This window comes from Pseudomonas sp. GW821-FHT10B02 (genome assembly GCF_059415665.1).
Genome location: NZ_JBWKNR010000009.1, coordinates 30,424 through 54,589, shown reverse-complemented (window position 1 = coordinate 54,589; position 24,166 = coordinate 30,424). Strand labels below are relative to the sequence as shown.

The 24,166-nt window shown below is 59.9% G+C and carries 20 protein-coding genes; 11 read left to right on the top strand and 9 right to left on the bottom strand.

Going from position 1 to position 24,166, the window contains the following annotated elements; all coding sequences use genetic code 11:
* Positions 1 to 4: 4 nt before the first annotated feature.
* The 3 genes from AC07OF_RS14925 to AC07OF_RS14915 all read right to left on the bottom strand — a co-directional run bounded on the left by AC07OF_RS14925 (position 5) and on the right by AC07OF_RS14915 (position 3,766).
* Positions 5 to 1,168, bottom strand: coding sequence for an acyl-CoA dehydrogenase family protein (locus AC07OF_RS14925; protein ID WP_495073073.1), 1,164 nt, complete (start codon positions 1,166 to 1,168; stop codon positions 5 to 7).
* Between the two features lie 20 nt (positions 1,169 to 1,188).
* Entirely contained in the window at positions 1,189 to 2,736 is a 1,548-nt protein-coding gene (locus tag AC07OF_RS14920; protein WP_495073072.1) for an AMP-binding protein, read from the bottom strand.
* A gap of 118 nt (positions 2,737 to 2,854) precedes the next feature.
* Positions 2,855 to 3,766, bottom strand: a complete 912-nt coding sequence (locus tag AC07OF_RS14915) for a LysR family transcriptional regulator (RefSeq protein ID WP_495073071.1) — start codon at positions 3,764 to 3,766, stop codon at positions 2,855 to 2,857.
* A gap of 151 nt (positions 3,767 to 3,917) precedes the next feature.
* Here AC07OF_RS14915 and AC07OF_RS14910 point away from each other — a divergent pair, with 151 nt between their 5' ends.
* From AC07OF_RS14910 to AC07OF_RS14890, 5 genes are all read left to right on the top strand, one after another.
* Complete coding sequence (locus AC07OF_RS14910; protein WP_157192336.1) at positions 3,918 to 5,258, top strand: serine hydrolase domain-containing protein; 1,341 nt, start codon at positions 3,918 to 3,920, stop codon at positions 5,256 to 5,258.
* A 120-nt stretch (positions 5,259 to 5,378) separates the two neighbouring features.
* Positions 5,379 to 7,244: a DUF1302 domain-containing protein gene (locus AC07OF_RS14905; protein WP_495073070.1), complete on the top strand. Its 1,866-nt coding sequence runs from the start codon at positions 5,379 to 5,381 to the stop codon at positions 7,242 to 7,244.
* A 14-nt stretch (positions 7,245 to 7,258) separates the two neighbouring features.
* Positions 7,259 to 8,608 (top strand): DUF1329 domain-containing protein, encoded by a 1,350-nt coding sequence (locus AC07OF_RS14900; RefSeq protein ID WP_157192334.1) that lies wholly within the window; start codon positions 7,259 to 7,261, stop codon positions 8,606 to 8,608.
* Positions 8,609 to 8,671: 63 nt separating this feature from the next.
* Positions 8,672 to 9,778 (top strand): sialidase family protein, encoded by a 1,107-nt coding sequence (locus AC07OF_RS14895; RefSeq protein WP_495073069.1) that lies wholly within the window; start codon positions 8,672 to 8,674, stop codon positions 9,776 to 9,778.
* Complete coding sequence (locus tag AC07OF_RS14890) at positions 9,775 to 12,123, top strand: efflux RND transporter permease subunit (RefSeq protein WP_495073068.1); 2,349 nt, start codon at positions 9,775 to 9,777, stop codon at positions 12,121 to 12,123. The genes AC07OF_RS14895 and AC07OF_RS14890 overlap by 4 nt, the downstream gene beginning before the upstream one ends.
* A gap of 122 nt (positions 12,124 to 12,245) precedes the next feature.
* Here AC07OF_RS14890 and AC07OF_RS14885 read toward each other — a convergent pair whose 3' ends face one another.
* From AC07OF_RS14885 to AC07OF_RS14865, 5 genes are read right to left on the bottom strand one after another with little or no spacing between them, the layout of a single operon-like run.
* Positions 12,246 to 12,818: a DUF2889 domain-containing protein gene (locus tag AC07OF_RS14885; RefSeq protein WP_157192331.1), complete on the bottom strand. Its 573-nt coding sequence runs from the start codon at positions 12,816 to 12,818 to the stop codon at positions 12,246 to 12,248.
* A 49-nt stretch (positions 12,819 to 12,867) separates the two neighbouring features.
* Entirely contained in the window at positions 12,868 to 13,695 is an 828-nt protein-coding gene (locus AC07OF_RS14880) for an SDR family NAD(P)-dependent oxidoreductase (protein ID WP_038610353.1), read from the bottom strand.
* Between the two features lie 26 nt (positions 13,696 to 13,721).
* On the bottom strand, positions 13,722 to 14,141 hold the full coding sequence (locus AC07OF_RS14875; protein ID WP_495073067.1) for a MaoC family dehydratase: 420 nt from the start codon (positions 14,139 to 14,141) through the stop codon (positions 13,722 to 13,724).
* Between the two features lie 10 nt (positions 14,142 to 14,151).
* Complete coding sequence (locus AC07OF_RS14870) at positions 14,152 to 14,592, bottom strand: MaoC family dehydratase N-terminal domain-containing protein (RefSeq protein ID WP_461531449.1); 441 nt, start codon at positions 14,590 to 14,592, stop codon at positions 14,152 to 14,154.
* Between the two features lie 57 nt (positions 14,593 to 14,649).
* Positions 14,650 to 15,837: a lipid-transfer protein gene (locus AC07OF_RS14865; RefSeq protein ID WP_038610348.1), complete on the bottom strand. Its 1,188-nt coding sequence runs from the start codon at positions 15,835 to 15,837 to the stop codon at positions 14,650 to 14,652.
* Between the two features lie 310 nt (positions 15,838 to 16,147).
* Between AC07OF_RS14865 and AC07OF_RS14860 the strand changes: the two genes are divergently transcribed.
* The 5 genes from AC07OF_RS14860 (at position 16,148) to AC07OF_RS14840 (ending at position 22,328) form a co-directional block, all read left to right on the top strand.
* Positions 16,148 to 18,022: a DUF1302 domain-containing protein gene (locus tag AC07OF_RS14860; protein WP_495073128.1), complete on the top strand. Its 1,875-nt coding sequence runs from the start codon at positions 16,148 to 16,150 to the stop codon at positions 18,020 to 18,022.
* A 25-nt stretch (positions 18,023 to 18,047) separates the two neighbouring features.
* A complete protein-coding gene (locus tag AC07OF_RS14855; RefSeq protein ID WP_157192327.1) occupies positions 18,048 to 19,418 on the top strand; it encodes a DUF1329 domain-containing protein in 1,371 nt (456 codons plus the stop codon).
* Positions 19,419 to 19,754: 336 nt separating this feature from the next.
* A complete protein-coding gene (locus AC07OF_RS14850) occupies positions 19,755 to 20,390 on the top strand; it encodes a hypothetical protein (protein ID WP_495073066.1) in 636 nt (211 codons plus the stop codon).
* Positions 20,387 to 21,253, top strand: coding sequence for an ImmA/IrrE family metallo-endopeptidase (locus tag AC07OF_RS14845; RefSeq protein ID WP_495073065.1), 867 nt, complete (start codon positions 20,387 to 20,389; stop codon positions 21,251 to 21,253). The genes AC07OF_RS14850 and AC07OF_RS14845 overlap by 4 nt, the downstream gene beginning before the upstream one ends.
* A gap of 4 nt (positions 21,254 to 21,257) precedes the next feature.
* On the top strand, positions 21,258 to 22,328 hold the full coding sequence (locus tag AC07OF_RS14840) for a beta family protein (RefSeq protein ID WP_495073064.1): 1,071 nt from the start codon (positions 21,258 to 21,260) through the stop codon (positions 22,326 to 22,328).
* Here the strand turns inward: AC07OF_RS14840 and AC07OF_RS14835 are convergent.
* Positions 22,270 to 22,869, bottom strand: a complete 600-nt coding sequence (locus AC07OF_RS14835; protein WP_495073063.1) for a sce7726 family protein — start codon at positions 22,867 to 22,869, stop codon at positions 22,270 to 22,272. The two genes, AC07OF_RS14840 and AC07OF_RS14835, sit on opposite strands and share 59 nt — an antisense overlap.
* Before the next feature lie 835 nt (positions 22,870 to 23,704).
* Here AC07OF_RS14835 and AC07OF_RS14830 point away from each other — a divergent pair.
* Complete coding sequence (locus AC07OF_RS14830; RefSeq protein WP_495073062.1) at positions 23,705 to 24,046, top strand: DUF6124 family protein; 342 nt, start codon at positions 23,705 to 23,707, stop codon at positions 24,044 to 24,046.
* Positions 24,047 to 24,166 lie beyond the last annotated feature (120 nt).

Here is a 24,166-nt window from a genome sequence, read left to right as displayed (position 1 = left end):
GGGCTCAGCCAGGCATGAGGATGCCCTTGGCGATGGTGTTGCGCTGGATCTCGCTGGTGCCGGTAAGGATACGCATCATGCGCGTGGCGCGGAACATCCATTCCACCGGGTTGCCGCGTATCAGACCGGCGCCACCGTGCACCTGCACGGCGCGGTCAACAATCCTGAAGGCCGCCTCCGAGGCGTAGAGCTTGCACATCGGCGCCTGGGTGCGGATGTCGCCACCGGCATCATTGAGTGCGGCGGTGGCGTACATCATGCTGCGCGCCGCCAGCAGCTCGGTGGCCATGTCAGCGATCATGTGGTTGACCGCCTGGAACATCGCGATCGGCTTGCCGAACTGGCTGCGGGTGCGGGCGTAGTCGATCGACAGGTTCAGCGCCAGACCGGCCATGCCGAGCATCGTCGGGCAATGCAGCAGGCGATTGAGGGTGATTCGCCCCATGGCCAGCTTGAAACCGGCGCCTTCGTCGCCGATGCGGTTTTCCACCGGCACACGCACATCCTTGAGTTCGATATTGCCGTGGCTGCCACCGCCGGACATCACCTGATAGTCCGAGTCGACCTGCACACCCGGGCCCTTGAGGTCGACGAAGAACGCCGAGATGCCTGCGGCGCCCTGCCCTGGCGCGGTCACTGCCAGCAGCACGGCAAAGTCGGCATACGGCGCACCGGAGATATAACGCTTGGCGCCGTTGAGCACATAGTAGTCACCATCAAGCCGCGCACTGGTTTTGATCGCGCTGGCATCGGAACCCGCTTCGGCTTCGGTCAGGGCAAAGCACACCGCCTTCTCGGCCCGGCACACCGGCTGCAGGAACTTTTCCACCTGCACCGGGCTTGCCACCTTGAACAGGTGACCGATGCGTGGCGGGCCGCTCAGCTCGCCCAGCACATGCGGCGCGAGCATCGAGCCGGTAAGAATCGCCGCCTCCTTGACCGCACACAGGTCAACCACGCTCAGGCCGGCGCCACCGAGGTTCTCCGGCAGCATGACGTTGTAGAAACCCAGTTCGCAGGAACGCTTCCAGACATCGGCAAGAATCGCCTTGGGGTGCGCCTCCCCCCATTGCAGCTGTTGTTTCTTTTCCAGCGGGATGATTTCATCGCGGATAAAGGCTTGCATGTCAGCGATGACGCGTTTGGCTTTTTCGCTTGGTTCGATCATTTCGGTTCTGCTCCTGCGCGTCAGATCTTGCGCTGACTGTTTTTCCAGTAACCATCGCGAACCACCCGGCGCACGACCTTACCATTGGGGTTTTTCGGCAATTCATCGATGAAGTCGACACTGCGCGGCTTCTTGAAGCCGGCCAGATGCTCGGCGCAATAGGCCATGACCTGGGACTCATCAAGACGGGCGCCAGGCTTGAGCACCACCACCGCTTTCACCGCCTCGCCCCACTGCTCGTCCGGCACGCCGACCACTGCGGCTTCGAACACCTCCTGCATCTGATAGAGCACTTGTTCGACTTCGCTGGGATAGATGTTGAAGCCGCCGGAAATGATCATTTCCTTCTTGCGGTCGACGATGAACACGTACCCCAGCTCATCGACCGTGGCCAGGTCGCCGGTGAGGTAATAGCCATCCTTCATCACTTCGGCGGTCAGCTCCGGCGCCTGCCAGTAGCCCTTCATGATGTCGTCGCCCTTGACCACGATCTCGCCGATCTCGCCGGGCTGAATGTCCTCGAACGCCTCGTTGACCACCCGCAGGTCAGTCTCGAAATAGCAGCGTCCGCAGGAAGACAACAAACGTGTATCGCCACCGCTGACCAGGTGATCCTGCTCGGTCAGCACGGTTACCAGCGAGCAGGTCTCGCCGGCACCATAGCCCTGCGCCAGAATCGGCCCGAAGACTTCAATGGCGCGTTCTACCAGGACGGGCGCCATGGGCGCTGCACCGTACATGACCAGGCGCAGGCTGCTCAGGTCGAAGCGCTCGACACCTTCGACATTGACCAGACGATTGACCATCGCCGGTACCAGGAACAAGCGCGTCACCCGCTCCTGCTCGATGGTGCGCAGCAGCAATTCATCGTCGTAGCGTTCGATCAACAGGTTGCAGGCCCCTACCGCCAGCAGCGGCATGATCTGCATGCCGCTGGCATGGGTGATCGGGCCGACGTGGGCCATGACATCGTCGGGGCCGGCACCGCGCACCGGGCTGGCCAGGCTCTTGCGTACCAGGGCTTTGCGGTTGCCGTAGGTCAGCATTGCCGCCTTGAGCACTCCGGAACTGCCCGAGGTGTAGTGCAGCACCGCCAGGTCATCGTCGTCGGGATCGCTGTTGAAGGTGCGCTCATCGCCCATGTCGAGCACTTCGCGGTACGGGATGTCGCCGCCTTCGTCGGCCAGTACGATGATCCATTTAAGGTACGGCAGTGCTGCGCGGTTTGCCGCCAGCGCTTTGGCCGGCGCACTGCCAGTGATCACTGCAACGCTACGGGAGTCGTTGAGCACGCGGACAATTTCATCCGGCGACAAGCGCGCATTGATCGGCACCTTGACCATGGCTGCCTTGTAGAAGGCCACTTCCGCCTCCACCAGCTCGACGCGGTTCATGGCCAGGATCGCCACATGGGCGCCGGGCGCCAGGCCCAGCTTCAACAAGCCCGAGGCCAGGCGGTTGCTGCGGGCTTCGAGCTGTGCGTAGGTCAGGCGCTGGCGGCTGTCGACAACCGCCTCGTTATGCGGCCAGTAACGCGCACTTCGGCTCAGTATCTTTCCGAGGTTCACTTTTATTCTCCGAAGTAGAACGGGGTGCGCCGATCTTACAAGTGGAGAAAAAAAGCCCGCCAATACAACTCTTGGGCGGTCCCCCATAACAAAATGGGATAGCCCGCCGCTGCCGTCGCTACAGCCACTCCTGGATGTTGCGCTCGCAGGCTTCGTCCTGGAACAGTTCGATCAGGCGCTTGCACACCGGCGACAGGTAACCGCCGGAACGGGTGATCAGGCCGATACGCCGGCGCAGATCGAGACCGCCAAGGTCCAGATTCAACGGGGCCAGGCCGGCGGCCTGGGTCATGCGCCCGCAGCGCGACAAGGTCAGCGTGGGCGTCCCGACGATCAGTGCGAACAGCGCCTCGCTGCTGAAATCGGCTTCGATACGCAGGGTCGGCGGTGGCAGGCCCTGCTTGATGAAGGCGTTGTCCAGGGCCTGGCGAATGCGGATGTGGCCTTCGGGCAACAGCCACTGTTGATCCTGAATGTCGCTGAGCTGCAGGCGCTCCCTGGCCGCCAGCGGGTGCCGGGCATCGGCGACTACCGCCAGACAATCCTCGTACAGCACCTGGGTGTCGAACTCTTCGGTGCCCGCCGAAATCGGCATCACCGCCACGTCGATCTCACCATTGCGCAGCAGCTCCAGCAGTTCACTGGCCAGGCGCCGGCGCATGCGCAAACGCGCCGCCGGACGTTCACGCAACAGCCGGCGGCAACTGGCAACCACCAGGGCATCGGGCAGCGACGGTGAATACCCCAGGCGCACCCCGCCCTGTTCGCCGCTGCGGATACTGCGCATCTCGGCCAGGGCATCGTCGAAGTCGCGGCTCAGGCGCCGCGCGCGGACCAGGAACAGCTCACCGGCCTGGGTCAGGCGCATGCCGGTGGAGGTGCGTTCGAACAGCATCACCCCCAGCTGGGTCTCGACCCGGCGCACCGCCTTGGTCAGCGAAGGCTGGGTAATGCCCAGTTGTTCCGCCGCCTTGCCCACCGTTCCGCACTGCTGAACCGCAATGATGTATTCCAGATCGCGCACGTCCATGACATTCCTCTTGGCTATGGCTCTATAGCTGTTGATGCATTGCGCACAGGTATATCGCGCTCTCAGACTGAGTTCAATGTCGGCTCACCCTTGGGCTGCAATGCAGGGGATAGGCGCTCCCCTCACGCTGTAACGCCTGGAGATAACAACAATGAGTGGCATCACCGCTGAAACCGCACCTGCTTTTACTCTTTGCAAACGACTGCTGCCGGCGCTGCTGCTGGGGCTTGTCAGCAGCCAGAGCCTGGCCGCCAGCGACACCAGTGACCCGGTCCGCCTGGGTGTAATGCAGGGCTTTCCACCAGCCGCCGACAAGCGCGTGACCAAACAGAACGCCTTCGAACTGCCCAACCTGCGCTGGGCCCTGCGCAATGCCCGGGCCATGACCCCTACTACAGGCATCCGTCGCGCGCCCAGCCCGCTAGCGCTGCCAGTGGGTGAACCCGCCGCCCTCGATCAGCTGCGCTTCACCATCGGCGAACAATCGCTGTCGCTGCCCGAGTACCTGCGTGCGACCTTCACCGACGGCTTTATCGTTCTGCACCGCGGCAAGTTGGTGTACGAGCGCTACCTCGATTCGTTCGCACCTGAGCAAGCGCATATCTGGGCCTCGATGACCAAATCGGTGACCGGCCTGCTCGCCGCCAGCCTGATCGCCGAAGGCAAGCTCTCGCCCGCCAGCAAATTGTCCAGCTATGTGCCAGAACTGGCCGGCACACCGTTCGGCGAAGCAACGCTGCAGCAGAACCTGGATATGCAGGTCGAAGCGGTGTACCCGGCCAAGGTACCGCCGGACATCGGCCTGTTCGCCGCCGCCGGGATCGTCCCGCGCCAGCCGGACATGCCCGACAACATCTACAGCTTTCTGCAGGCGGCAACACTGCCCGAACAGGCCAGTGCCACACCGATCTGGTACTACCAGAACGGCTCGCCTGAAGCGGTGGCCTGGGCCATCCGCCGGGTTACCGGCCAGAGCTGGTCGGCGCTGGTGTCGGAGCGCATCTGGTCGCAGTTTGCCGAGGACGATGCCTACAGCCAGGTCGATGCCCTGGGTACCGAGATGGCCAGTGGCGGCATGAGCAGCACCCTGCGCGATGCCGCGCGCTTTGCCGAAGCCATTCGCCTGGCCTGGAGCAAACCCACTGCCAGCTCGTCATTTGAACAAGCGGTGAAACTGGCCCTGCAACCCAACGATAACCAGGCGTTGATCGCCCAGAGCCCCAAGGCCAAAGACCGTGCCGGGTATGCCTACCGCGATTACTGGTACCAGAAGCATGACGGCGACGGCTCGATCGAAGCCGCGGGCCGCTTTGGCCAGCGCATCTACATCAACCCCAAGCGTGAGCTGGTGATCGTCAAGATGTCCTCGGCACCTGACATGGCGCCACGCGCCACCAGCGCTGGCGCAGCCCCGGTAGCAGCGCGCCAGGCGGCCGACACCACGGCCGCCTTTAACAGCATGGTCAGCGCCCTGCTCCCCGCGGTGCTGTAGCGCGCCAACGCGGCCGGTCCAGCGACCGGTCGCCATTCCCGAATTGATTCAACAGCACTTGGCCATTGCTGGGCTTCGTGCTGCCGGTATTCCAATAACAATAATCAAGAGGCAGCCATCATGAGCTCCCCACGAGCCCGTTACACAACACATCGACGTTCATTGACCACTTTCCTGCTCACTCCATTGGCCTGCGCCCTGTGCAGCTATGCCAGCGCCGGTGAGTTCAACTGGGGCGAAGTCAGCGGCCGCTACAACGGCAGCCTGAGCATCGGCGGCCTGTGGAGTGCAGAAAAGCCCAGTGCCGACAACATCTTCCAGGGTAACGCCGATGCCATCGGCTATGGCCGGCCTGGCGAGTTCAATGCCAGCGGCGGCCGTACCGGCGACGATGGCCGGCTGAACTTTCGCAAGCGCAATCTGGTGTCTTCGCCGGTCACCCTGCTCGGCGAGATGGAGCTGAACTGGCGCAACTACGGCGCCTTCATTCGCGGCAAGGCCTGGTACGACTACACCTTGAGCAACCGTGAAGTGGACTTCGGCCATTCCTCCAACGGCTACAAGGCCAACAGCAAACTGGACGACAGCCACTTCGACGAGCTGGCCAAGTTCCAGGGCCTGGCCCTGCTCGACGCCTATGTGTTCGGTGACTTCGACATCGCCGACCACCCGCTCAACGCCCGGGTCGGCAACCAGGTGATCAACTGGGGCGAAGGCCTGTACTTTCAGAACGGCATCAACGCCATCAACCCGATCGACGTCGCCGCCCTGCGCCGGCCGGGTTCGCAGGTCAAGGAAGCGCTGCTGCCGGTACCCATGCTGTACGGAAACTTCGGTCTCACCGACAACCTCAACCTCGAGGCGTTCTACCAGTTGCAATGGCGACGTACCGTGCTCGAAGGCTGCGGCACTTACTTCTCGACCAACGACTACATTCCCGAAGGCTGCTTCGGCGTGCCACGGGGTGGCGCCAATGACCCGGTCAGTTTCGCCAACGACCTGATCATCCGCCGCGCCGACGACAACGAGCCGTCCGATGCCGGCCAGTTCGGCGTGGCCCTGCGCTACTTTGCCGACAGTATCGACACCGAGTTCGGCGCCTATGCGCTGAACATTCACTCACGCACCCCCTACGCCAGCATCATCACTGACCTGCGTCCGGGCCCTGGCGCCGGTTGGCTGCCCGGCCAGCAAGCCACCAATGGCCGGTACTTTGCCGACTTTCCGGAAGACATCCGCATCTTCGGCCTGAGCTTCTCGACCAACCTGTGGGGCACCTCGGTGTTCGGCGAATACAGCTTTCGCCCCAATCAACCCGTGCAACTGGCCACCGGCGACCTGATCCCGGCCTTTGCCGGCAACCCCACCCAGCTCGGCAAGTTGATCGGTGAAGACATCACCCTCGGCCAGGACGCGATCAATGCCGCACCGGGTTCGGCCTACAACGGCTATGACCGGCGCAAGATTTCGCAGCTGTCGTTGGGGACAATCAAATCCATTCCCCAGGTGCTGGGGGCCGACAGCCTCAACCTGATCGGCGAAGTGGGCATGAAATACATGCACGACCTGCCCGGGCTCGACGAACGCCGTTACGCCAAGGGCGACACCTACGGCTCGGACCTGGCCAGCGGCAATGCCCGCGGCTGCGCCCTGGGGGTCACTGAAGACAAGTACCGCAAGCTCGGCTGCTCCAGCGACGGCTACACCAGCAAGTTTTCCTGGGGCTATCGCCTGCGCGCGCAGCTGAACTATCCGGGGCTGTTCGCCGGGGTCAACGTTGCCCCCTTCATCGCTTTCGGCCAGGACATCAAAGGCTGGTCGTACGACGGCGTGTTCTCCGAGGACCGCCTGTTGGGCTCGGTCGGCGCCAAGTTCGATTACCTGCAGAAATATTCTGCAGAGCTGTCCTGGTCCGGTAGCGGCAACACCCCGTTCGCCGCCACCGACAGGGATTTTCTCTCACTCAGCCTGCGCATGGGTTTCTGAACATGAGGTCTACCATGAACATCACTCTGCTACGCGCTGCCGCCCTGGGCAGCTTCCTCAGCCTGGCCAGCAACGCCGCCCTCGCCCAGCTCAGCAGTGCCGACCTTGCCCGCCTGGGCCAGGACCTGACGCCCACCGGCGCCGAGAAAGCCGCCAGCGCCGACGGCAGCATTCCCGCCTGGAACGGTGGCCTGACCCAGGCGCCTGCCGGTTTCACCCCCGGTCAGGGCTATGTCGATCCGTTTGCCAGCGAGCAACCGCTGTATACCGTCAACGCCGCCAACCTCAAGCAGTACGCCGCGTACCTTACCCCGGGCTACCAGGCAATGCTGCAGAAATACCCGGACTTCAGCATGCCGGTGTACCCCAGCCACCGCACCGCAGCGCTGCCGCAGAGCGAGTACGCGCAAATCCGCAAGGAAGCGGCCGGCGTCAGCCTCGCCAACGGCGGCAACGGCCTGGTCGGCTATGAGAAGAGCAGCGTGCCCTTCCCCCTGCCCACGACCGGCGTGCAAGTGCTGTTCAATCACTTCGTGCGTTACCGCACCGGTGGCTACCAGTACTACCCCACCGAAATGGTGGTGCAGAGCAATGGCAGCTTCACCCCGATCCGCCGCGAGGTGAAAGCCGTCATGGCCTCGGCCATGGGCAACCCGGAACCCAACCGGCTCTACTACTACCTGGGCAAGGTAACCTCGCCGGAAAGCGTGGCCGGCGGCCAGACCCTGATCCATGAACCCATCGACCAGACCCGCGAAGCGCGCCTGGCCTGGACCTACAATCCGGGGCAACGGCGCGTGCTGCGCGCACCGGAAGCGGCCTACGACTCACCGCTGGGCACCTCGGACGGCTTGCGCACCTACGACACCATCGACCTGTACAACGGCGCGACCGACAAGTACGACTGGAAACTGCTGGGCAAGCAGGAAATGCTGGTGCCGTACAACACTTACAAGCTGGCCAATCGCAGCCTCAAGTACAACGACATCATCCAAGCCAACCACCTCAACCAGGATCTGCTGCGCTATGAGATGCACCGGGTCTGGGTGGTGGAAGCGACCCTGAAGCCGGGCGAGCGGCACATTTATGCCAAGCGTGTGTTCTATGTCGATGAGGACAGCTGGAGCATCCTTGGCGCCGACCTGTATGACGGGCGTGGCGAACTGTGGCGGGTCCAGGAGGCGCACAGCCTGCAGCGTTACGACGTGCTCTCGGCCATGCATATCAGCGAAGTGGTCTATGACCTGCAGGCGCGTCGTTATGCGGTCTACGGCCTGGAGAACGAAGAGCGCAGCGCAAGCTTTGGCCTGAGCGCCAAGCTGGCTGACTTCAGCCCGTCGGCGCTGCGCCGCTCGGGGCGCTGAGCCCGTCACCGCTTCCTCAGGATGGTCGCCCGGCCATCCTGATCCGCTTTTGAGATTGATACGATGAAGATGCCTACCCTTGCCTGCTGGGGCCTTGCCCTGAGCCTCGCCAGCCTGTTGCCGGCTTTCGCCTCGGCGACGCCATTGAGCGACCGGCTCGAACGCCCGTCACGCCTGACCGACAAAGCCCAATCCGGGCCGCTGGTGGACATCCAGGCGGTAGCCGGTCGGCTGGTCATGGTCGGCGCCGACGGTCACATCCTGGTGCGCCAGGTGGACGGCCGGATCGAGCAAGCCAAGGTTCCCGTTGATTTACTGCTGACCGCCGTGCACTTCGTCGACGACCAGCATGGCTGGGCGGTTGGCCACGACGGCGTGGTGCTGCACAGCGAGGATGGCGGCGCCTCCTGGCGCAAGCAGCTGGACGGCAGAACCCTCAATGCCCTGCTGCTCAAATGGGCACAAGACACAGTTGCCCAGCTGGAGGCTGATCCGGCCGCTGATGAGCAAGCACTGGACAATGCCCGCTTTGCCCTCGATGACATCAGCGCCGGTGCCGCAGCCGGGCCTTCACGCCCATTGCTCGATGTGTGGTTTCGCAGCGCCAGCGAAGGCTGGGTGGTCGGTGCCTACGGCACAGTCCTGCACACCAGCGATGGTGGCAGCACCTGGGACTATGTCCCGGCCCTGGACAATCCCGACCGCCTGCACCTGAACACGGTACTCGGCCTGAGTAACGGTGACCTGCTGATCGCCGGCGAAGGCGGAAAGCTGTATCGGCAATCCGCCGGCCAGTGGCAACCGCCACAGACGTTGACCGCGGCCTCGCTGTACAACCTGGTGCAACTGCGCGACGGCCAGGTGCTGGCCATGGGCTTCGGCGGTGCGCTGCTGCGCAGCCAGGACGCCGGGCAGCACTGGCAAGGCATACCACCATCCATCACCTCCAGCCTGTACGGGGCCCTCCAGCTGGCGGACGACAGTGTGCTGTTCACCGGCCAGGTGGGTCTGCTGTACAGCACCGACCTGCAACGTTTGCGCATGCTGCAGCCACGCAACAAAGCCATCTGGCTCAACGCTGCAGGGCTGCCCGACGGCGGCCTGGCGCTGGTGGGCAACCGCGGTTTGCGCCTGCTCGGACGCGACGAGATCAAGGAGTACCTGCAATGAATGCCCAGGCGAAACTCGACAACCCGCAACTGCGGTTGATGGGCGGCCTTGAGCGCGCCCTGTTCCACAACCGTGTTGCGGTATTGCTGCTGTTCCTGCTGGCCTCGCTGCTGCTGGGCTACCAGGCGCTGTCGCTCAGGGCGGACGCCAGCTTCACGCGGATGATTCCCACCAGCCACCCGTATATCCAGAACTACCTGCGCTTTGAAGAGGTGCTGCGCCCGCAAAGCAACGTGCTGCGCATCATTGTCGAAAACCCCGAAGGCGAAATCCTCACCCCGGCTTTTCTTGAGACATTGCGTGAAGTCACCGACAAGGTCTTCTACATCCCCGGGGTTGATCGCGGCAAACTCAAGTCGCTGTGGACACCCAACGCGGTCTGGTCCGAAGTCACCACCGAAGGCGTGCGCAGCGGCCGGGTGATTCCCGATGGCTACGACGGCAGTGCCCAGGCCATGGCCCAGGTACGGCAGAACATCCTGCGGGCGAACATGCTTGGCAGTCTGGTGGCCAACGATCTGCGTTCGACCATCATCCGCGTGCCGTTGCTCGACAACGACCCGCAAAGCGGCCAGCCGCTGGACTATGGCGCATTCAGCCAGGCGCTGGAGCAACAGGTGCGCGAGCACTTCGCGGCCAAGGGCGTGACCATCCGGGTCAGCGGTTTTGCCCAGATCATTGGCGACTTGCTGGCAGCAGCCAGCAATATCGCGCTGTTCTTCGCCCTCACCGTGGTGTTGATCAGTGCCCTGCTGTACCTCTACTGCCGCTGCTGGCGCAGTACTGCCGTCACCGTGTTCACCTGCCTGCTCACCGTGGTCTGCCAGCTGGGCATCCTCAGCCTGCTCGGCTACGGCCTGGATCCGTATTCGATTCTGGTGCCGTTTCTGATCTTCGCCATCGGCATCAGCCACGCGGTGCAGAACATCAACCTGATGGTCAGTGAAGCGGCCCAGGGCCATGCCCCGATCGACGCCTCGCGGCGCACCTTCCGCGCCCTGTTCATCCCCGGGACCACGGCGCTGCTGGCCGATGCGGTGGGTTTCATCACCTTGCTGGTGATCGACATCGGCGTGATCAAGCAACTGGCGATCACCGCCAGCATCGGTGTGTTCGTCGCGATTTTCACCAAGATGTTCCTGCTGCCGGTGCTGATGTCCTATGTCGGCGTCAGCCCCCGTGCCATCGCCCGCCAGCACGCCCGGGCCAAGGCCTCGTGGCCGGTGTTCCGGCGCCTGGCGGCAGTGGTCGACTTGCGTCTGGCGGTGCCGTTGGTACTCGCCAGTCTGGTACTGCTCGGGTTCGGCTACCAGGCACGCCAGGACCTGAAGATCGGCGATCTCGATGGCGGCGCCCCGGAGTTCCGTCCCGAAGCCCGCTACAACCAGGACAACGCCTATCTGCTCAGCCACTACACCACCAGCACCGACGTCTATGTGGTGATGTTAAAGACCCCGAACGAACAATGCTCGCGCCTGGCCGCGGCCGACCTTGCCAACCAGCTGGCCCGACAGTTGCGCGAAGTCGAGGGCGTGGAAGCGGTGCAATCGCTGTACGACACCATGCGTTTCAACATCGTCGCGCGTAACGAAGGCAACCCGAAATGGGCGGAGCTGTCACGCGACCCGTATGTGATGAACAACGCCCGCTCAGGCGTGGCCGCCGAACAGCTCGACAGCAATTGCAGCCTGGTGCCCATCAGCCTGTACTTGCGCGACCACAAGGCCCAGACCCTGAGCCGGGTCAGTTCTGCCGTCGAGCAGTTCAACCAACAGCAGGCCAGCGGCGCCTACGAGATTCTCCAGGCGGCGGGTAACGCCGGCATCGAAGCGGCCACCAACAGCGTTATCAAGCATTCCGAAAAACTGATGCTGATACTGGTGTTCGTGATCATCTCGCTGGTGGTGTGGTGGGAGTTCAAGTCGCTGAAGGTGACTTTTGCCCTGATGGCGCCGCTGTACCTGTCTACTGTGCTGTGTGAGGCGGTGATGGCGAAGATGGGCCTGGGGGTGAAGATTGCCACCTTGCCGGTGATCGCCCTCGGTGTCGGTATCGGTGTCGACTACGGCATCTATCTGTACAGCCGCATGGAGAACTTCCTGCGCCAGGGTATGGACCTGCGCCGCGCTTACTTCGAGGCGCTGAAAACCACCGGCACTTCGGTGGCCTTTACCGGCATCACCCTGGCATTGGGAGTGAGCACCTGGGCGTTCTCATCACTTAAATTCCAGGCCGATATGGGGGTGTTGCTGGTGCTGCTGTTTGTCTGGAACATGGTTGGCGCACTGGTGCTGATGCCGGCGCTGATTGCCCTGCTGCAGAAGACGATGCCCTCGGTAAAATGAAAAGGCAGTGGGAGCGGGCTTGCCCCGCGATTGCGGGCTATCAGTCACATCGCTTCGCGGGGCAAGCCCGCTCCCACCCCAGAGGCTGCTTTCAAAACACCAGGTCAAGACAGTTGCTCCCACTAAGGATCAGCGATCGGTTGCCACTCATTGGCACGTCGGGCGGCATCGCCATCAGGGTGATAGGCATGGCAGGTGCCGATCACCCAATGCTGTGGCAGCTGGTAATCGCTATCCCGCGCGGCGCGCTGACGCTGGCGCAGGCGCAGCAGCGGCGCCAGGGTCTGGATCGCGGTGGTTGCCATGGGCCCGAGCAATTCGGTCAGGTGGGTGCAACCCTTCACGCCCCCTACCCGCTCGGCAACCCGCTTGCGAAAGCCCGGACCGATACTCACCCCCACCAACGCCGCATAGGCACGGTTGATCTGGCTGCACACCGGTGTCGGCGCCTGTTCGGAAACGGCTTTTATCTGCTGGATCACCAGCGCACGGTCGATGGTCATGACGATGCGCATGTAATGCAGTACGCCATTGGCCGGGATGGTGCCGTAGGGGAAGTCGGTATCAACGCCTTTGGTGTCGAGCAGGCGGCCCTCGATATCGAACAGGCCGTCATCGCGCTCAAAGCCGGTGCAGACAACCTGGCGGCTATGCAGCAGTCGGCGTTTCGGCTGACCGCCAATAGACTGTGTCATCGCTATGCACTCCCGTGTTGCGGAGCGCCGAGGCGCCCCGCAACCGTTCTCAGACGTTGCCCAGGCCGCCACCGCACACCAGCACCTGGCCGCTGACGTAATCGGACTCTGGAATGCAGAACAGGTACACCGCGCCCGCCGCTTCCTCGGTGTTGCCAGGACGGCCCAGCGGAATCAGGCTTTTCGACTGCTCGACGATGGCCGGGCTGATGCCCACCTTGATCTCACGGCCTTCGATGTTGATGAAGTTCGGGTCGCCTTCCACCGGCTGGGTCTGGCGGGTTTCGATATGGCCGAAAGCAACGGCGTTGACGTTGACCTTCATCCGCCCCCATTCCTTGGCCAGGCACTTGGTCATGCCCAGCACCCCGGCTTTGGCGGTCGAATAGTTGACCTGCCCTGGGTTGCCGCTAGCCGATACCGACGACACGTTCACCACTTTGCGATTGACCACACGGCCTTCGGCGGCCTCTTGCTTGGCCATGGCGCTGATGATCGGCTGCGCGGCGCGCAGAATGCGAAACGGCGCGGTGATATGGCAGTCGAGGATGGCGTACCACTGCTCATCGCTCATTTTCTGGATCACGTTGTCCCAGGTGTAACCGGCATTGTTGACGATGATGTCGATGCCGCCGTAGTTGTCGACGGCAGTCTTGACGAAACGATCGGCGAAATCGACGGCGGTGACACTGCCGACGCAGGCCACGGCTTCGCCGCCAGCGGCGCGGATCTCGGCAACCACTTCTTCAGCCGGGCCGGCATCCAGGTCATTGACCACCACGCGCGCGCCATCGGCGGCCAGTTTCAGCGCCACGCTACGGCCAATGCCACGGCCGGAGCCGGTTACCAGGGCGACTTTGCCTGTGAGTTTGCTCATCGGGATATTCCTTGTTTTTAGAGGGTTCAGGTCAGCGCCACGACAGCTTCGCCAACCAGTTTGTCGTCGCCGTATTGATTGGCGCAGCGGATCGCCAGGCGTACACGCTGTTCACCCGCGGCCTCGAAGCGCTCGATGACCCTGGCGCTGCAGGTAGGCACATGCCCCAACTGGGTGATGCCGGTGAAGCGCACCGACAAGCTGCGGATCTGCGCTTGCGCCACCCACGCCGTGAGCAGGCGGCCAAGGTAGGCCACCGAAAGCATGCCGTGGGCGAACACATCGGGCTGGCGCGCCTTGCGGGCGAAGTCCAGGTCGATGTGCACCTGGTTATGGTCGCCGGAGGCACCGGCGTACAGCGCCAGTGTGGTGCGATTGACCGCTGGCAAAGTCAGCGACGGCAGCTCGAAGCCGATCTGCACATCGCGCCATTGAATAAGGTTCATTGCCGGCTCCTCAGCGCTGGACCAGGGATGAACGGATGTCGGCGATGTGCTGGCCATCCTGGTTGGTCACGCGGGTCTGTTGCACCACGAAGGTCAGCGCCCCGCCTTTTTTCTGGTACACGTCCAGCACCCGGGTATCGAAGGTCAGCACGTCGCCGGCGTAAGCCATGCCGTGATAGTCGAAACCCTGCTCAGCATGAAGAATGCGCCCAAGGTCAAAGCCGAAAACCTCCTGGACGATGTGATCGGTGTCGCGCCCTTCGGCTTCCAGGCACATCAGGAAGCTGGGCGGCACCGGCAGCGACCGGTGTCCGGCTTGCCGGGCAAGCGCTTCGTCGGTGTAAACCGGGTCGGTCTCGCCAATCGCCTTGGCAAAAAAACGCAGGCGGCCCTTTTCAACTTCACAGGTGGTCACACCCAGTGAACGGCCGATCAGACTCGTGTCTGCCATCTCAGGTATTCCTGTCAGTCAGTGCAAACGCGCGCCCATGACGGGCGCGCAGTATCGTCAGGCGCGACCGAACAGGGTCACGATGCCGGCGCCGCCCAGGCCCAGGTTGTGCTGCAGGGCGTGCTGCAGGTTGGCCACCTGGCGCTTGTCGGCAGTGCCGCGCAGCTGATGGGTCAGCTCGTAGCACTGGGCCAGGCCCGTGGCGCCCAGCGGATGACCTTTGGACAGCAGGCCACCGGACGGATTGATCACCACCTGGCCGCCATACGTGTTGTCGCCATCCATCACGAAGCGCTCGGCGCCGCCTTCCGGACAGAAACCCAGGCCCTCGTAAGTCAGCAGTTCGTTGTGGGCGAAGCAGTCGTGCAGCTCGCAGACGCGGATGTCTTCCGGGCCGACACCGGCTTTCTCGTACACCTCGGTAGCGGCCTGACGGGTCATGCCGACGCCGACGATGCTGATCAGCGACGGCGGCTCGAAGGCCTCAGGCTGATCGGTCACCAGCGCCTGGGCAAGGATGCACACGTCGGTACGCAGACCGTGCTGCTTGGCGAAGCGCTCGGAAACCACGATCGCGGCGGCACCGCCGCAGGTCGGCGGGCAGGCCATCAAACGGGTCATGACGCCGGGGAAAATCACCTGGTCGGCCATCACTTCTTCGGTGGTGACGACCTTCTTGAACACCGACAACGGGTTGTTGGCGGCATGGCGGCTGGCCTTGGCGCGGATCGCCGCGAAGGTTTCCATTCGGGTGCCGTACTTTTCCATGTGCTCGCGACCGGCGCCGCCGAAGAATTTCAGCGCATCCGGCATGTCGCGGCCTTCAGGGAAGATCGCGTCGGCCACTTCATGGCCCTTGCCGTAGGTGATCGGACGGTCGAGCCAGTGCGACTTCAGGGCACCGGGCTGCATCTGTTCGAAGCCGAAGGCCAGCGCGCAATCCACCGCACCGCTTTCCACCGCCTGGCGCGCCAGGTAGAGGGCGGTAGAGCCGCTGCCGCAGTTGTTGTTGACGTTGATCACCGGGATACCGGTCAGGCCCACCTCATACAGCGCCGACTGGCCGCTGGTGGAGTCGCCGTACACATACCCGGCATACGCCTGTTGGACCTTGCGGTAATCCACGCCGGCGTCCTGCAAGGCCTGGCGGATGGCTTGCGCGCCCATTTCGATGTAGGTCCCGCTCTGGCCAGGCTTGGCAAATGGAATCATGCCGACACCGGCGACAAATACTTTCTGCGACATCATGTTCTCCAAGGTCAGTTATCAAGGCCTGTGCCATGCGCCCCTGCCTGGCGGCGATCGCGGCAAACCGTCTAACGATGGTCACGTAATGATGAGCAGCGCCGCCCCCCCGGGTGGAGGGGGCGCGGCGGCCAGGGTGCTGAGGGTTGGTCAAAGGCGATGCTCCCCCCCCACTTGAGGGGGAAGGGTAAAACGCACCGGGGTTAGCGTTTGCGGGCAGTCACCTGAACAACAACAAGATCACAGGGGTATCCTAGACGTGACTTTCGCCCTACACCCAAGCGCGCATCGCCAGTGGCCCGCCACCACGCTGCACAAAGAGTTCCGCCCTCACCTGCTGGCGCTTGCCGTTGGCCTTGGCACGTGCACCAGTGCCAGTGCCATCGACTTCCAGATCGGTGAAATCGAAGGCCAGTTCGACTCGTCGCTGTCGATCGGCTCCAGCTGGGCCGTGCGCGGACCGGATCCGAAATTCATCAACGCCGCCAACACCATGGGCTTGCGCGGCGAGTCGGCCACCCGCACCGCCGATGACAACCGTCAGAACTTCAAGAAAGGCGAGACCTTTTCGAAGATTTTCAAAGGCGTGCATGACCTTGAACTCAAGTACGGCGACAGCGGTGTCTTCGTGCGTGGCAAGTACTGGTACGACTTCGAACTCAAGGACGAGCACCGCCCGTTCTACGACATCGACGACCGCGGGCGCGACGATCTGGCCAAGGCCTCCGGCGCCGAGTTCCTCGACGCCTTCATCTACCACAACTACAACCTGGGTGAGCTGCCCGGCAACGTGCGCCTTGGTAAACAGGTCGTAAGCTGGGGCGAAAGCACCTTCATCGGCAACTCGATCAACAGCATCAACCCGATCGACGTCGCCGCCCTGCGCCGCCCGGGTGCCGAGGTCAAAGAAGGCCTGGTGCCGGTCAACATGTTCTATATCTCGCAGGGTCTGAGCGAGAACCTCAACGCCGAAGCCTTCTACCAGCTGGAGTGGGACAACTCGGTCGTCGACAACTGCGGTACCTTCTTCGGCTCCGACCCACTGCCCCAGGGCTGCAACGACCGCCTGGTATTCGCCGGCCCGGACCTGGCCCCGGGTGTAGCGAAAAACACCGCGACCGCCGCGCAGATCCTGCGCGGCACGGTCGTGGACAACGTCTACATGCCGCGCCTGGAAGACAACGACCCGCGCGACAGCGGCCAGTACGGCGTGGCCTTGCGCTGGTTCGTTCCGGAGCTGCACGACACCGAATTCGGCTTCTACGCCATGAACTACCACAGCCGCACGCCGTTCCTGAGCTTCAAGCAGACCACCACGGCGCCGATCACCGCCGCCCAGCTGGGCGCCCTGCCCGCCGCGGCCCGGCAGCTTGCCGCGGTTCAGAACCAGTTCGACCGGGTGCGTTCATCCCGCTACTTCGTCGACTATCCGGAGGATATCCGCCTGTACGGGGTGAGCTTCCAGACCACTCTGGGCGCGACCTCGGTCGGTGGCGAAGTCAGCTTCCGGCCGAACATGCCGCTGCAGATCAACACCGCCGACCTCAACCTGGCGGCGCTGCAGTCCACCGATACCGACTTCAAAACCCAGACCTCGCCAGTGTTCACCAGCGGTGAAACCGCCCAGGCACTGGGCGGCGACCTGCCCGGCTACAAACGCATGCCGGTGATGCAGGCGCAGGTCACCGCCACCCACTTCGTCGACCAGATCTGGGGGGCCAGCCGCCTGACCCTGATCGGCGAGGTCGGTTACAACCGCATCAACGGCCTGGGCGATGCCGATGGCACCGATATCCGCTTCGGCCGCAGCCCGGTGTTTGGCCCCGGTGCCTTCCCCGGCAACCAGAACACCACCGTCTGCGCTACCGCCACCAACCCGCAAAAGGAGTGCAACAGCCACGGCTTCTACACCACCGATTCGTGGGGTTACCGGGTACGCACCAAGCTGGATTACCCCAACGTCATTGCCGGCATCAACCTGTCGCCGAACCTTGCCTGGTCCCATGACGTGGATGGCTGGGGCCCGAACTTCGAAGAAGGCGCCAAAGCCATCAGTGTCGGACTGGATGCCGACTACATGAACAACTACACCGCGAGCCTGAGTTACACCGACTTCTTCGGCGGTCGCTACAACACCAACACCGACCGCGACTACGTCTCGCTCAGCTTCGGCGTCAACTTCTGAGTCGCAATCGACAGAGGGTACATCCATGAAAGCAAGCATGATCAACACCGTCGGCGCGCTGGCGCTCACCCTGCTGGCCAGCAACGTACTGGCCGCCGTCAGCGAACAGGAAGCGGCGCAGCTGGGCACCACCCTGACGCCCCTGGGCGCGCAGAAAGAAGGCAACGCCGACGGCAGCATTCCGGCCTGGAACGGTGGCCTTAAAGCCGGTGCGGCAGCCGTGGACAGCCGGGGTTTTCTCGCGGATCCGTTCGCCAATGAAAAGCCGCTGTTCACCATCACCGCCGCCAACGCCGAGCAGTACAAAGACAAACTCACACCCGGCCAGCTGGCGATGTTCAAGCGCTACCCGGATACCTACAAGATCCCCGTCTACCCGAGCCACCGTACCGCTCAGGTCGCCCCGGAAATTTATGCGGCAGCGAAAAAGAGCGCGGTCAATGTGCAACTGGTCAATGACGGCACCGGCCTGAGCAACTTCGCCGGCTCGCGCTACTACGCCTTCCCGATCCCCAAGAGCGGTGTCGAGGTGTACTGGAACTTTGTCACCCGCTATCGCGGCGACAACGTCGAGCGCTGGTCGGTGCAGGCCTCGCCACAGGTCGACGGCGCCTACTCGATCGTCGAAACCCATGACCAGAACAGCTTCCCGCAGTACATGGATGGCGTGAACCCGGAAGAAGCGAAGAACATCCTTTACTACTACATTTTCGCGGTCAACGCCCCGGCGCGCCTGGCCGGTACCGTGTCGATGGCGCATGAAACCATCGACCAGGTCACCGAGCCACGCAAAGCCTGGACCTACAACGCCGGTCAGCGTCGTGTCCGCCGTGCACCACAGCTGGCCTACGATGCACCGGGCCTGGTCTCTGACGGCCTGCGTACCTCCGATAACGCCGACATGATGAACGGCTCGCCGGATCGCTACGACTGGAAGCTGGTCGGCAAGAAGGAAATGTACATTCCCTACAACAACTACAAGCTGCAGTCGCCGAGCCTGAAGTACGCCGACATCATCAAACCCGGACACATCAACCAGGACCTGACCCGCTACGAGCTGCACCGCGTGTGGCATGTGCAGGCGACACTGAAATCCGGGCAACGGCATATCTATGCCAAGCGCGACATGTACTTTGATGAGGACACCTGGGTGCTGGCCGAGGTCGATCACTATGACGGCCGTGGGCAGCTCTGGCGGGTGGGTGAGAACTACACCTACAACAACTATGACAAGGGGTTGAATGCGCCTGCGGCTCAGGGGTTCTATGACATTCTGGCGGGTCGTTATGTGGTGGCAACGATGAGCAACGAGTCGAAGCTGGCGCCGCAGTATGGGGGACGGACCAAGCTTGCGGACTTTACGCCGGCGGCGTTGCGTAATGCGGGGATTCGCTGAGGTTTGAAGGTTGTTTTGTGGAAGACGCCCTGCGATTGCGGGGCGTTTTTTATGGTGGCTTGGAAAGGGCCGGTGGGAACCTGGCAGCAGGAGCACCAAAGTAGCGAGTTAAAACAGTTGCTCCCACTGACCCTCCATGCACTGGCAGCTACCGGCCAAAAGCGGTCTGTCACAACCCGCTATAAGCTGAACGGAACGGCCCATTCACTAGCCCGCAGTCTGATTCATTGCGTAAGCCTCATCTACTACCTTTGTTACTGGAACGGCTTCGCGTTTTTTTGATGGCTTTGTGCTATAAACAGTTGTCGGCTCCAATCAGGGATGTGTGCGAGAGAAATGAATTTCTTGAAGTGTGTTCAGGGCGAAGAATCGATTCCCTATACCGTCTGCAACGGCTTGGATTTAGCCACAATCCTGAAGCTTGAGCTCGATTGGGGAGCCGAGAAAGCGAAAATATTCGCTCAGTTGATTGAGGATCATCCTGAGGTTCTTGAAGACCAAGTACTATTCCAGAAAGTTATGGATGAGTACCAGCTGAGTGATCATCATTGGTCTTGGATCACTAAAGCCCGTCATCTAGGTACCCAAGAGTACTTTTGGTTTTTCTTAATCGCTGAAGATAAGGCACAAGCGGCTTGTATTATTAAACATCCCAAGCACAGCCGGATAGATAATGCGGGAATTTTTTATATTGACTATCTTGCTGTGGCATATTGGAACAGAGATAGAGAAAAATATATCCGGCGCTTCAAGGGGGTTGGTACAGCTCTTATTATGCATGCGGTGAAGTACTCTATAGAGGTGTTGGGCTACCGGCCAGGGTTTTCACTGCACTCTCTACCATCTGCAGAGGGTTATTATCGCCAGCTTAAAATGGCTGAATACGATAAGGACCCAGATTATCATGACTTAATATATTTCGAGGCTCCAGAACCAATTGCTTTATCTCTTGCTAAAGGAGCAGCCCAATGAGCAAGGATAACAATCAGAGTCTTTGGGATAATTTATTGATCGCACCTTCTTCCCCGAGTGCGACTGACAGCTTATTTAAAAATTACAAGCTATATAAGGATGAGCTTTCGGCCAAGGACATTGACTCTCAACTTTCCGAAGGCCAAACGGCGCAAGAATTCTTGGCCTGCCTCGCCCTTCAGTCAGTGCAGTCAGTTAATGTTTTATACAGGAAGAACGATGCGGCGCATGAAACTAAAATACACGCTTGGCTGGCCTCAACAATCAGCCGCGCAAATAGAAAGGCATTAGAGCTTGACCAGCCTTTCGACGACTTAAGTGCTGCCAACATCAGAGAGATCGCGAAGTTGAGCGCGAATCCCGAAAATATAACCTTCCTAGATAGGTATCTAGCAGATAATTTCGGAATAATTCTCCAAATTCAACCTGGATATCCGGCCATGAAAATGGACGGATGTGTACTCAGGCTTGAATCAGGTAATCCGATGATAGGAATATCTCTGCGATATAATCGGTACGACAATTTTTGGTTTACGCTCATGCATGAGCTTTCTCATATCTGCTTACATCAAGATCGAATTGATATGCCAATAATCGATGATCTCGAGGATAGCACTGACAACGAAATTGAGACTGAAGCTAATTTACTGGCCAGAGAAAGTGTCGTGCCGCGAAGGGAGTGGCGTGTTCTTTACGAAAACCGACATGACGACGACTTATTAGGTCGAGTATGCGAGACTCTGGGGGTTCACCCAGACATAGTTGCAGGAATGATTAGACACGCCGCCGCAGATTTTAAACTATACCCGAAGCGACATAGAGCTGTCGACCTGAGAAGGATGTTGGGTTTTAAAAATGCATAAATACATGCCGTTCCTCAAGTTCAAACAAAATGAAATCCAGGCCGTGTTCGGTCTCAAGGCGGATATTCATCCATTTACCTTGCCGCTATTTGACATCCCCAAGGACAAGAAGCAGGTAAGCGAAGAGGATATCATTAGTAGAGTGGGCAAGGGTTTGAAGCAGTTAGATCGACATGCTCAGAACATCCCAGAATTAAGATTTTTTATCGATAATTATGACCTTGATGATAGCGTTACTATTCAAGGGATTCCTCAGTACAAATATATATTAAATCAGTTTTTAAATCACAATGTGGTGCCTGTGATGGCTTTTGATCGGGTTCCTGATCATAACCTGGCCGCGCTTGATTTTTGCCGTAACAATACCGATCGTGCAGGCATCAGGCTTCAGTTTGAAGACTTTCAAAGTTATGCACTTGTTAAGGGCAAGCTAGGGGGAGCGCTAGCCGATCTCATTGCGGCTGGCGTGAAAACCACATATTTAATATTTGATTGCCGCTTAATTAGTGATAAGCATCATGCTAGAGAGCTGAAAGAGACGATTGATAAATTTTATACTAAGTGCGTGGTTGATTTTGACTTTAGCTATTACGTCGTCACGGGATCAGTTATTCCGGCAAACATAACCCTGCTAATGGGAACCAAATCAAATCGCATGGTTACTAGGCTTGAGGATACGATTTGGCAAGACCTCGCAGCCAACCCTAAAACTAACTCCATTGTTTATGGGGATTATGGAGTCGTAAGTCCGGAGTTTTCGGAAGCCGATATCCCCGTCGAACTAATGCCGAAATTTTCTGCTCCTAAAGTTTTTTATACAACGAAGGGTGAATTTTACGCCGAAAGGGGTGGTCAGTTCTCCGGACACCCAAGGGGATATGGTCAATATTTCGATATTGCCGATAATATTGTAGGCAAGCATTATTATCGAGGTGAAAAATATTCAGACGGAGACAAATATATCTTTGAGCGAAGTAAGCTATCACCTAAACTCCCCGCCAAGGGGGGCGCACCAGCTAGTTGGATAAAAGCAACTCTTTCAGCGCATATGACTTATGTGGTGCGAGCGCGCTAGAACGCCGCGTAATTGCGCCCTGTATGTACTGCAGGGCCTGCTCCTTCGTTAAGTGCCTACTTAATTTGCTGGCCATTTCGCTTCGATTGCTAGCCTTCTTTTGTAGCAAATCGATATTTGATGAAATATCTAGAAGCTCCTGTCGCCACAGCATCATTAGGGCTTTTTCAATTAAAAAATCAGGATTATTTCGGACCGGCCGATGATAGTTGAACACGACTCTTTCTGAGCTTGTTGAGGCAACCATTATGCCCCAGCAATAAGGAAGGTTTTTCTCAGCCCACTTAATGTGCTTTTGCGTGATGACAAGCGTTAGTTTTGGAAAGGAGTGAGAGTACACTTCGGCTTGGCGGGTGATTCTTTGAATGCTGTCGGTCTCTCCTTTTATTTCGAAACAATGCATTTTTTTGTAAAAGGCAACAACATCAGCAATAGCGTTTCCGTTATGAACGTGAAGCTCTTCAATAATATATTCGGGTTTCGGCCTCCTGCTACCAAGAAGATCAATTAGGGCTTTTCTGATTTCAGCATCTTTCAACATGTATTTTTACTGATTTGTATGTGTGAGCCGATTATATAACAGTAGCACGGTACTTTTCAATGGTGAGTTTTTAGGGCTTGATAACTTCAAACTTTCTTCCCGCGCAAATCATTAATTTACTGATTCGTAACGGCGAATCAACCATATAATTAACTATGCATAGGCTCGATGAGTTTATGTTTCCCCCCGCAGCAATTTTGGCTCGCTTCCTTTTTCTCCTTACTCAGAGTGAGTCCAAGTTCCCACACAGCTGCACTATATCAAGCGATAGAAATTTAAGAAGGGTTCGGAAAATCATGGCCAAGCCAGTGTCTACGTAATACATATCCATCAAGTTCTCCATGAGATTAAGACTTGGTGAATCAGCGTAGCTGAAATGCCCCTGGTGCTGCACCGTATTGCCTAGGCAGGCGACAGTTTGAATCGAGTAGTTTTTTTCGCATTTAATCAACTCCAGCTTCTGGCTTCTGGCTGATTGCCGACAACCGAGACAGGCGAGCATGGGTGGGAAATGGTCAGTCCGATCAGACAGCGTTCGAAAGCGGCCATAAAGAATCCCCCTTGAATCCCTACCCCAACCCCGTTACCCTCCTGCACGTCGCTGTAAATCCAGCGACCGGGTTTGGTAGCCCGACTTCTCCAAGACGTGCAAGCGTCCCATCCGTCTCGGCAGGCGCTTTTTTTGTGTCTGTCGTTTCGTGTCATGGCGGCTGTGCGCAGGGCGCATTCGTGCGCGCTGGGTTTCTTGGAGTCCCGGTCTACCAACCTGTGTACAGCCGTCACCAATCGTTTGGTAGCGAACGGTGAATGGCTCCACTACTCCAGGAGCTCCACCATGACAAAACCCGTTCCCGATCCCCCCTTAACCACCCAAACCAGCACCACCTTCGGCTCCTGCAACGGCAGCCACGACCCACTGTTCGCCGTCCGCCCCGGAATCTCATCCGAAGACGCTCTGGTCCACACCGCCGTCCTGCTCAAAAGCGCCTACCAGACCAACGCCCAGGCTTGTGAAATGGTCAATGCCAAGGTGCGCGCTTTGCTTTGGTCTACTGAGCAATCGTTGGAGATGAGCCTCGCACTGGTCGAGGCGTTGCTGGACGAGGTCGAAGCGCGCTCGGCAACGGCAGCGTTGTTGCGTCGCTCGATGCAAGCAGGGCAATCGGCGGTGGAGTGATCGCCATTGATTGTCCTGGGCCGCCGATGCGGCCCAATCTAGTGTCGTTAGCATTGCCTGCCCTTCATGACAGACTGCACAGCCAAAAGCAGTCACCCGACTGTGTCCATGGCACTTGAG

Coding starts and splice junctions, on each gene's coding strand:
- AC07OF_RS14925 (WP_495073073.1), bottom strand. CDS start 1,168: ATGATCGAACCAAGCGAAAAAGCCAAACGCGTCATCGCTGACATGCAA.
- AC07OF_RS14915 (WP_495073071.1), bottom strand. CDS start 3,766: ATGGACGTGCGCGATCTGGAATACATCATTGCGGTTCAGCAGTGCGGA.
- AC07OF_RS14910 (WP_157192336.1), top strand. CDS start 3,918: ATGAGTGGCATCACCGCTGAAACCGCACCTGCTTTTACTCTTTGCAAA.
- AC07OF_RS14905 (WP_495073070.1), top strand. CDS start 5,379: ATGAGCTCCCCACGAGCCCGTTACACAACACATCGACGTTCATTGACC.
- AC07OF_RS14900 (WP_157192334.1), top strand. CDS start 7,259: ATGAACATCACTCTGCTACGCGCTGCCGCCCTGGGCAGCTTCCTCAGC.
- AC07OF_RS14895 (WP_495073069.1), top strand. CDS start 8,672: ATGAAGATGCCTACCCTTGCCTGCTGGGGCCTTGCCCTGAGCCTCGCC.
- AC07OF_RS14890 (WP_495073068.1), top strand. CDS start 9,775: ATGAATGCCCAGGCGAAACTCGACAACCCGCAACTGCGGTTGATGGGC.
- AC07OF_RS14885 (WP_157192331.1), bottom strand. CDS start 12,818: ATGACACAGTCTATTGGCGGTCAGCCGAAACGCCGACTGCTGCATAGC.
- AC07OF_RS14880 (WP_038610353.1), bottom strand. CDS start 13,695: ATGAGCAAACTCACAGGCAAAGTCGCCCTGGTAACCGGCTCCGGCCGT.
- AC07OF_RS14875 (WP_495073067.1), bottom strand. CDS start 14,141: ATGAACCTTATTCAATGGCGCGATGTGCAGATCGGCTTCGAGCTGCCG.
- AC07OF_RS14870 (WP_461531449.1), bottom strand. CDS start 14,592: ATGGCAGACACGAGTCTGATCGGCCGTTCACTGGGTGTGACCACCTGT.
- AC07OF_RS14865 (WP_038610348.1), bottom strand. CDS start 15,837: ATGTCGCAGAAAGTATTTGTCGCCGGTGTCGGCATGATTCCATTTGCC.
- AC07OF_RS14855 (WP_157192327.1), top strand. CDS start 18,048: ATGAAAGCAAGCATGATCAACACCGTCGGCGCGCTGGCGCTCACCCTG.
- AC07OF_RS14850 (WP_495073066.1), top strand. CDS start 19,755: ATGAATTTCTTGAAGTGTGTTCAGGGCGAAGAATCGATTCCCTATACC.
- AC07OF_RS14845 (WP_495073065.1), top strand. CDS start 20,387: ATGAGCAAGGATAACAATCAGAGTCTTTGGGATAATTTATTGATCGCA.
- AC07OF_RS14840 (WP_495073064.1), top strand. CDS start 21,258: ATGCCGTTCCTCAAGTTCAAACAAAATGAAATCCAGGCCGTGTTCGGT.
- AC07OF_RS14835 (WP_495073063.1), bottom strand. CDS start 22,869: ATGTTGAAAGATGCTGAAATCAGAAAAGCCCTAATTGATCTTCTTGGT.
- AC07OF_RS14830 (WP_495073062.1), top strand. CDS start 23,705: ATGACAAAACCCGTTCCCGATCCCCCCTTAACCACCCAAACCAGCACC.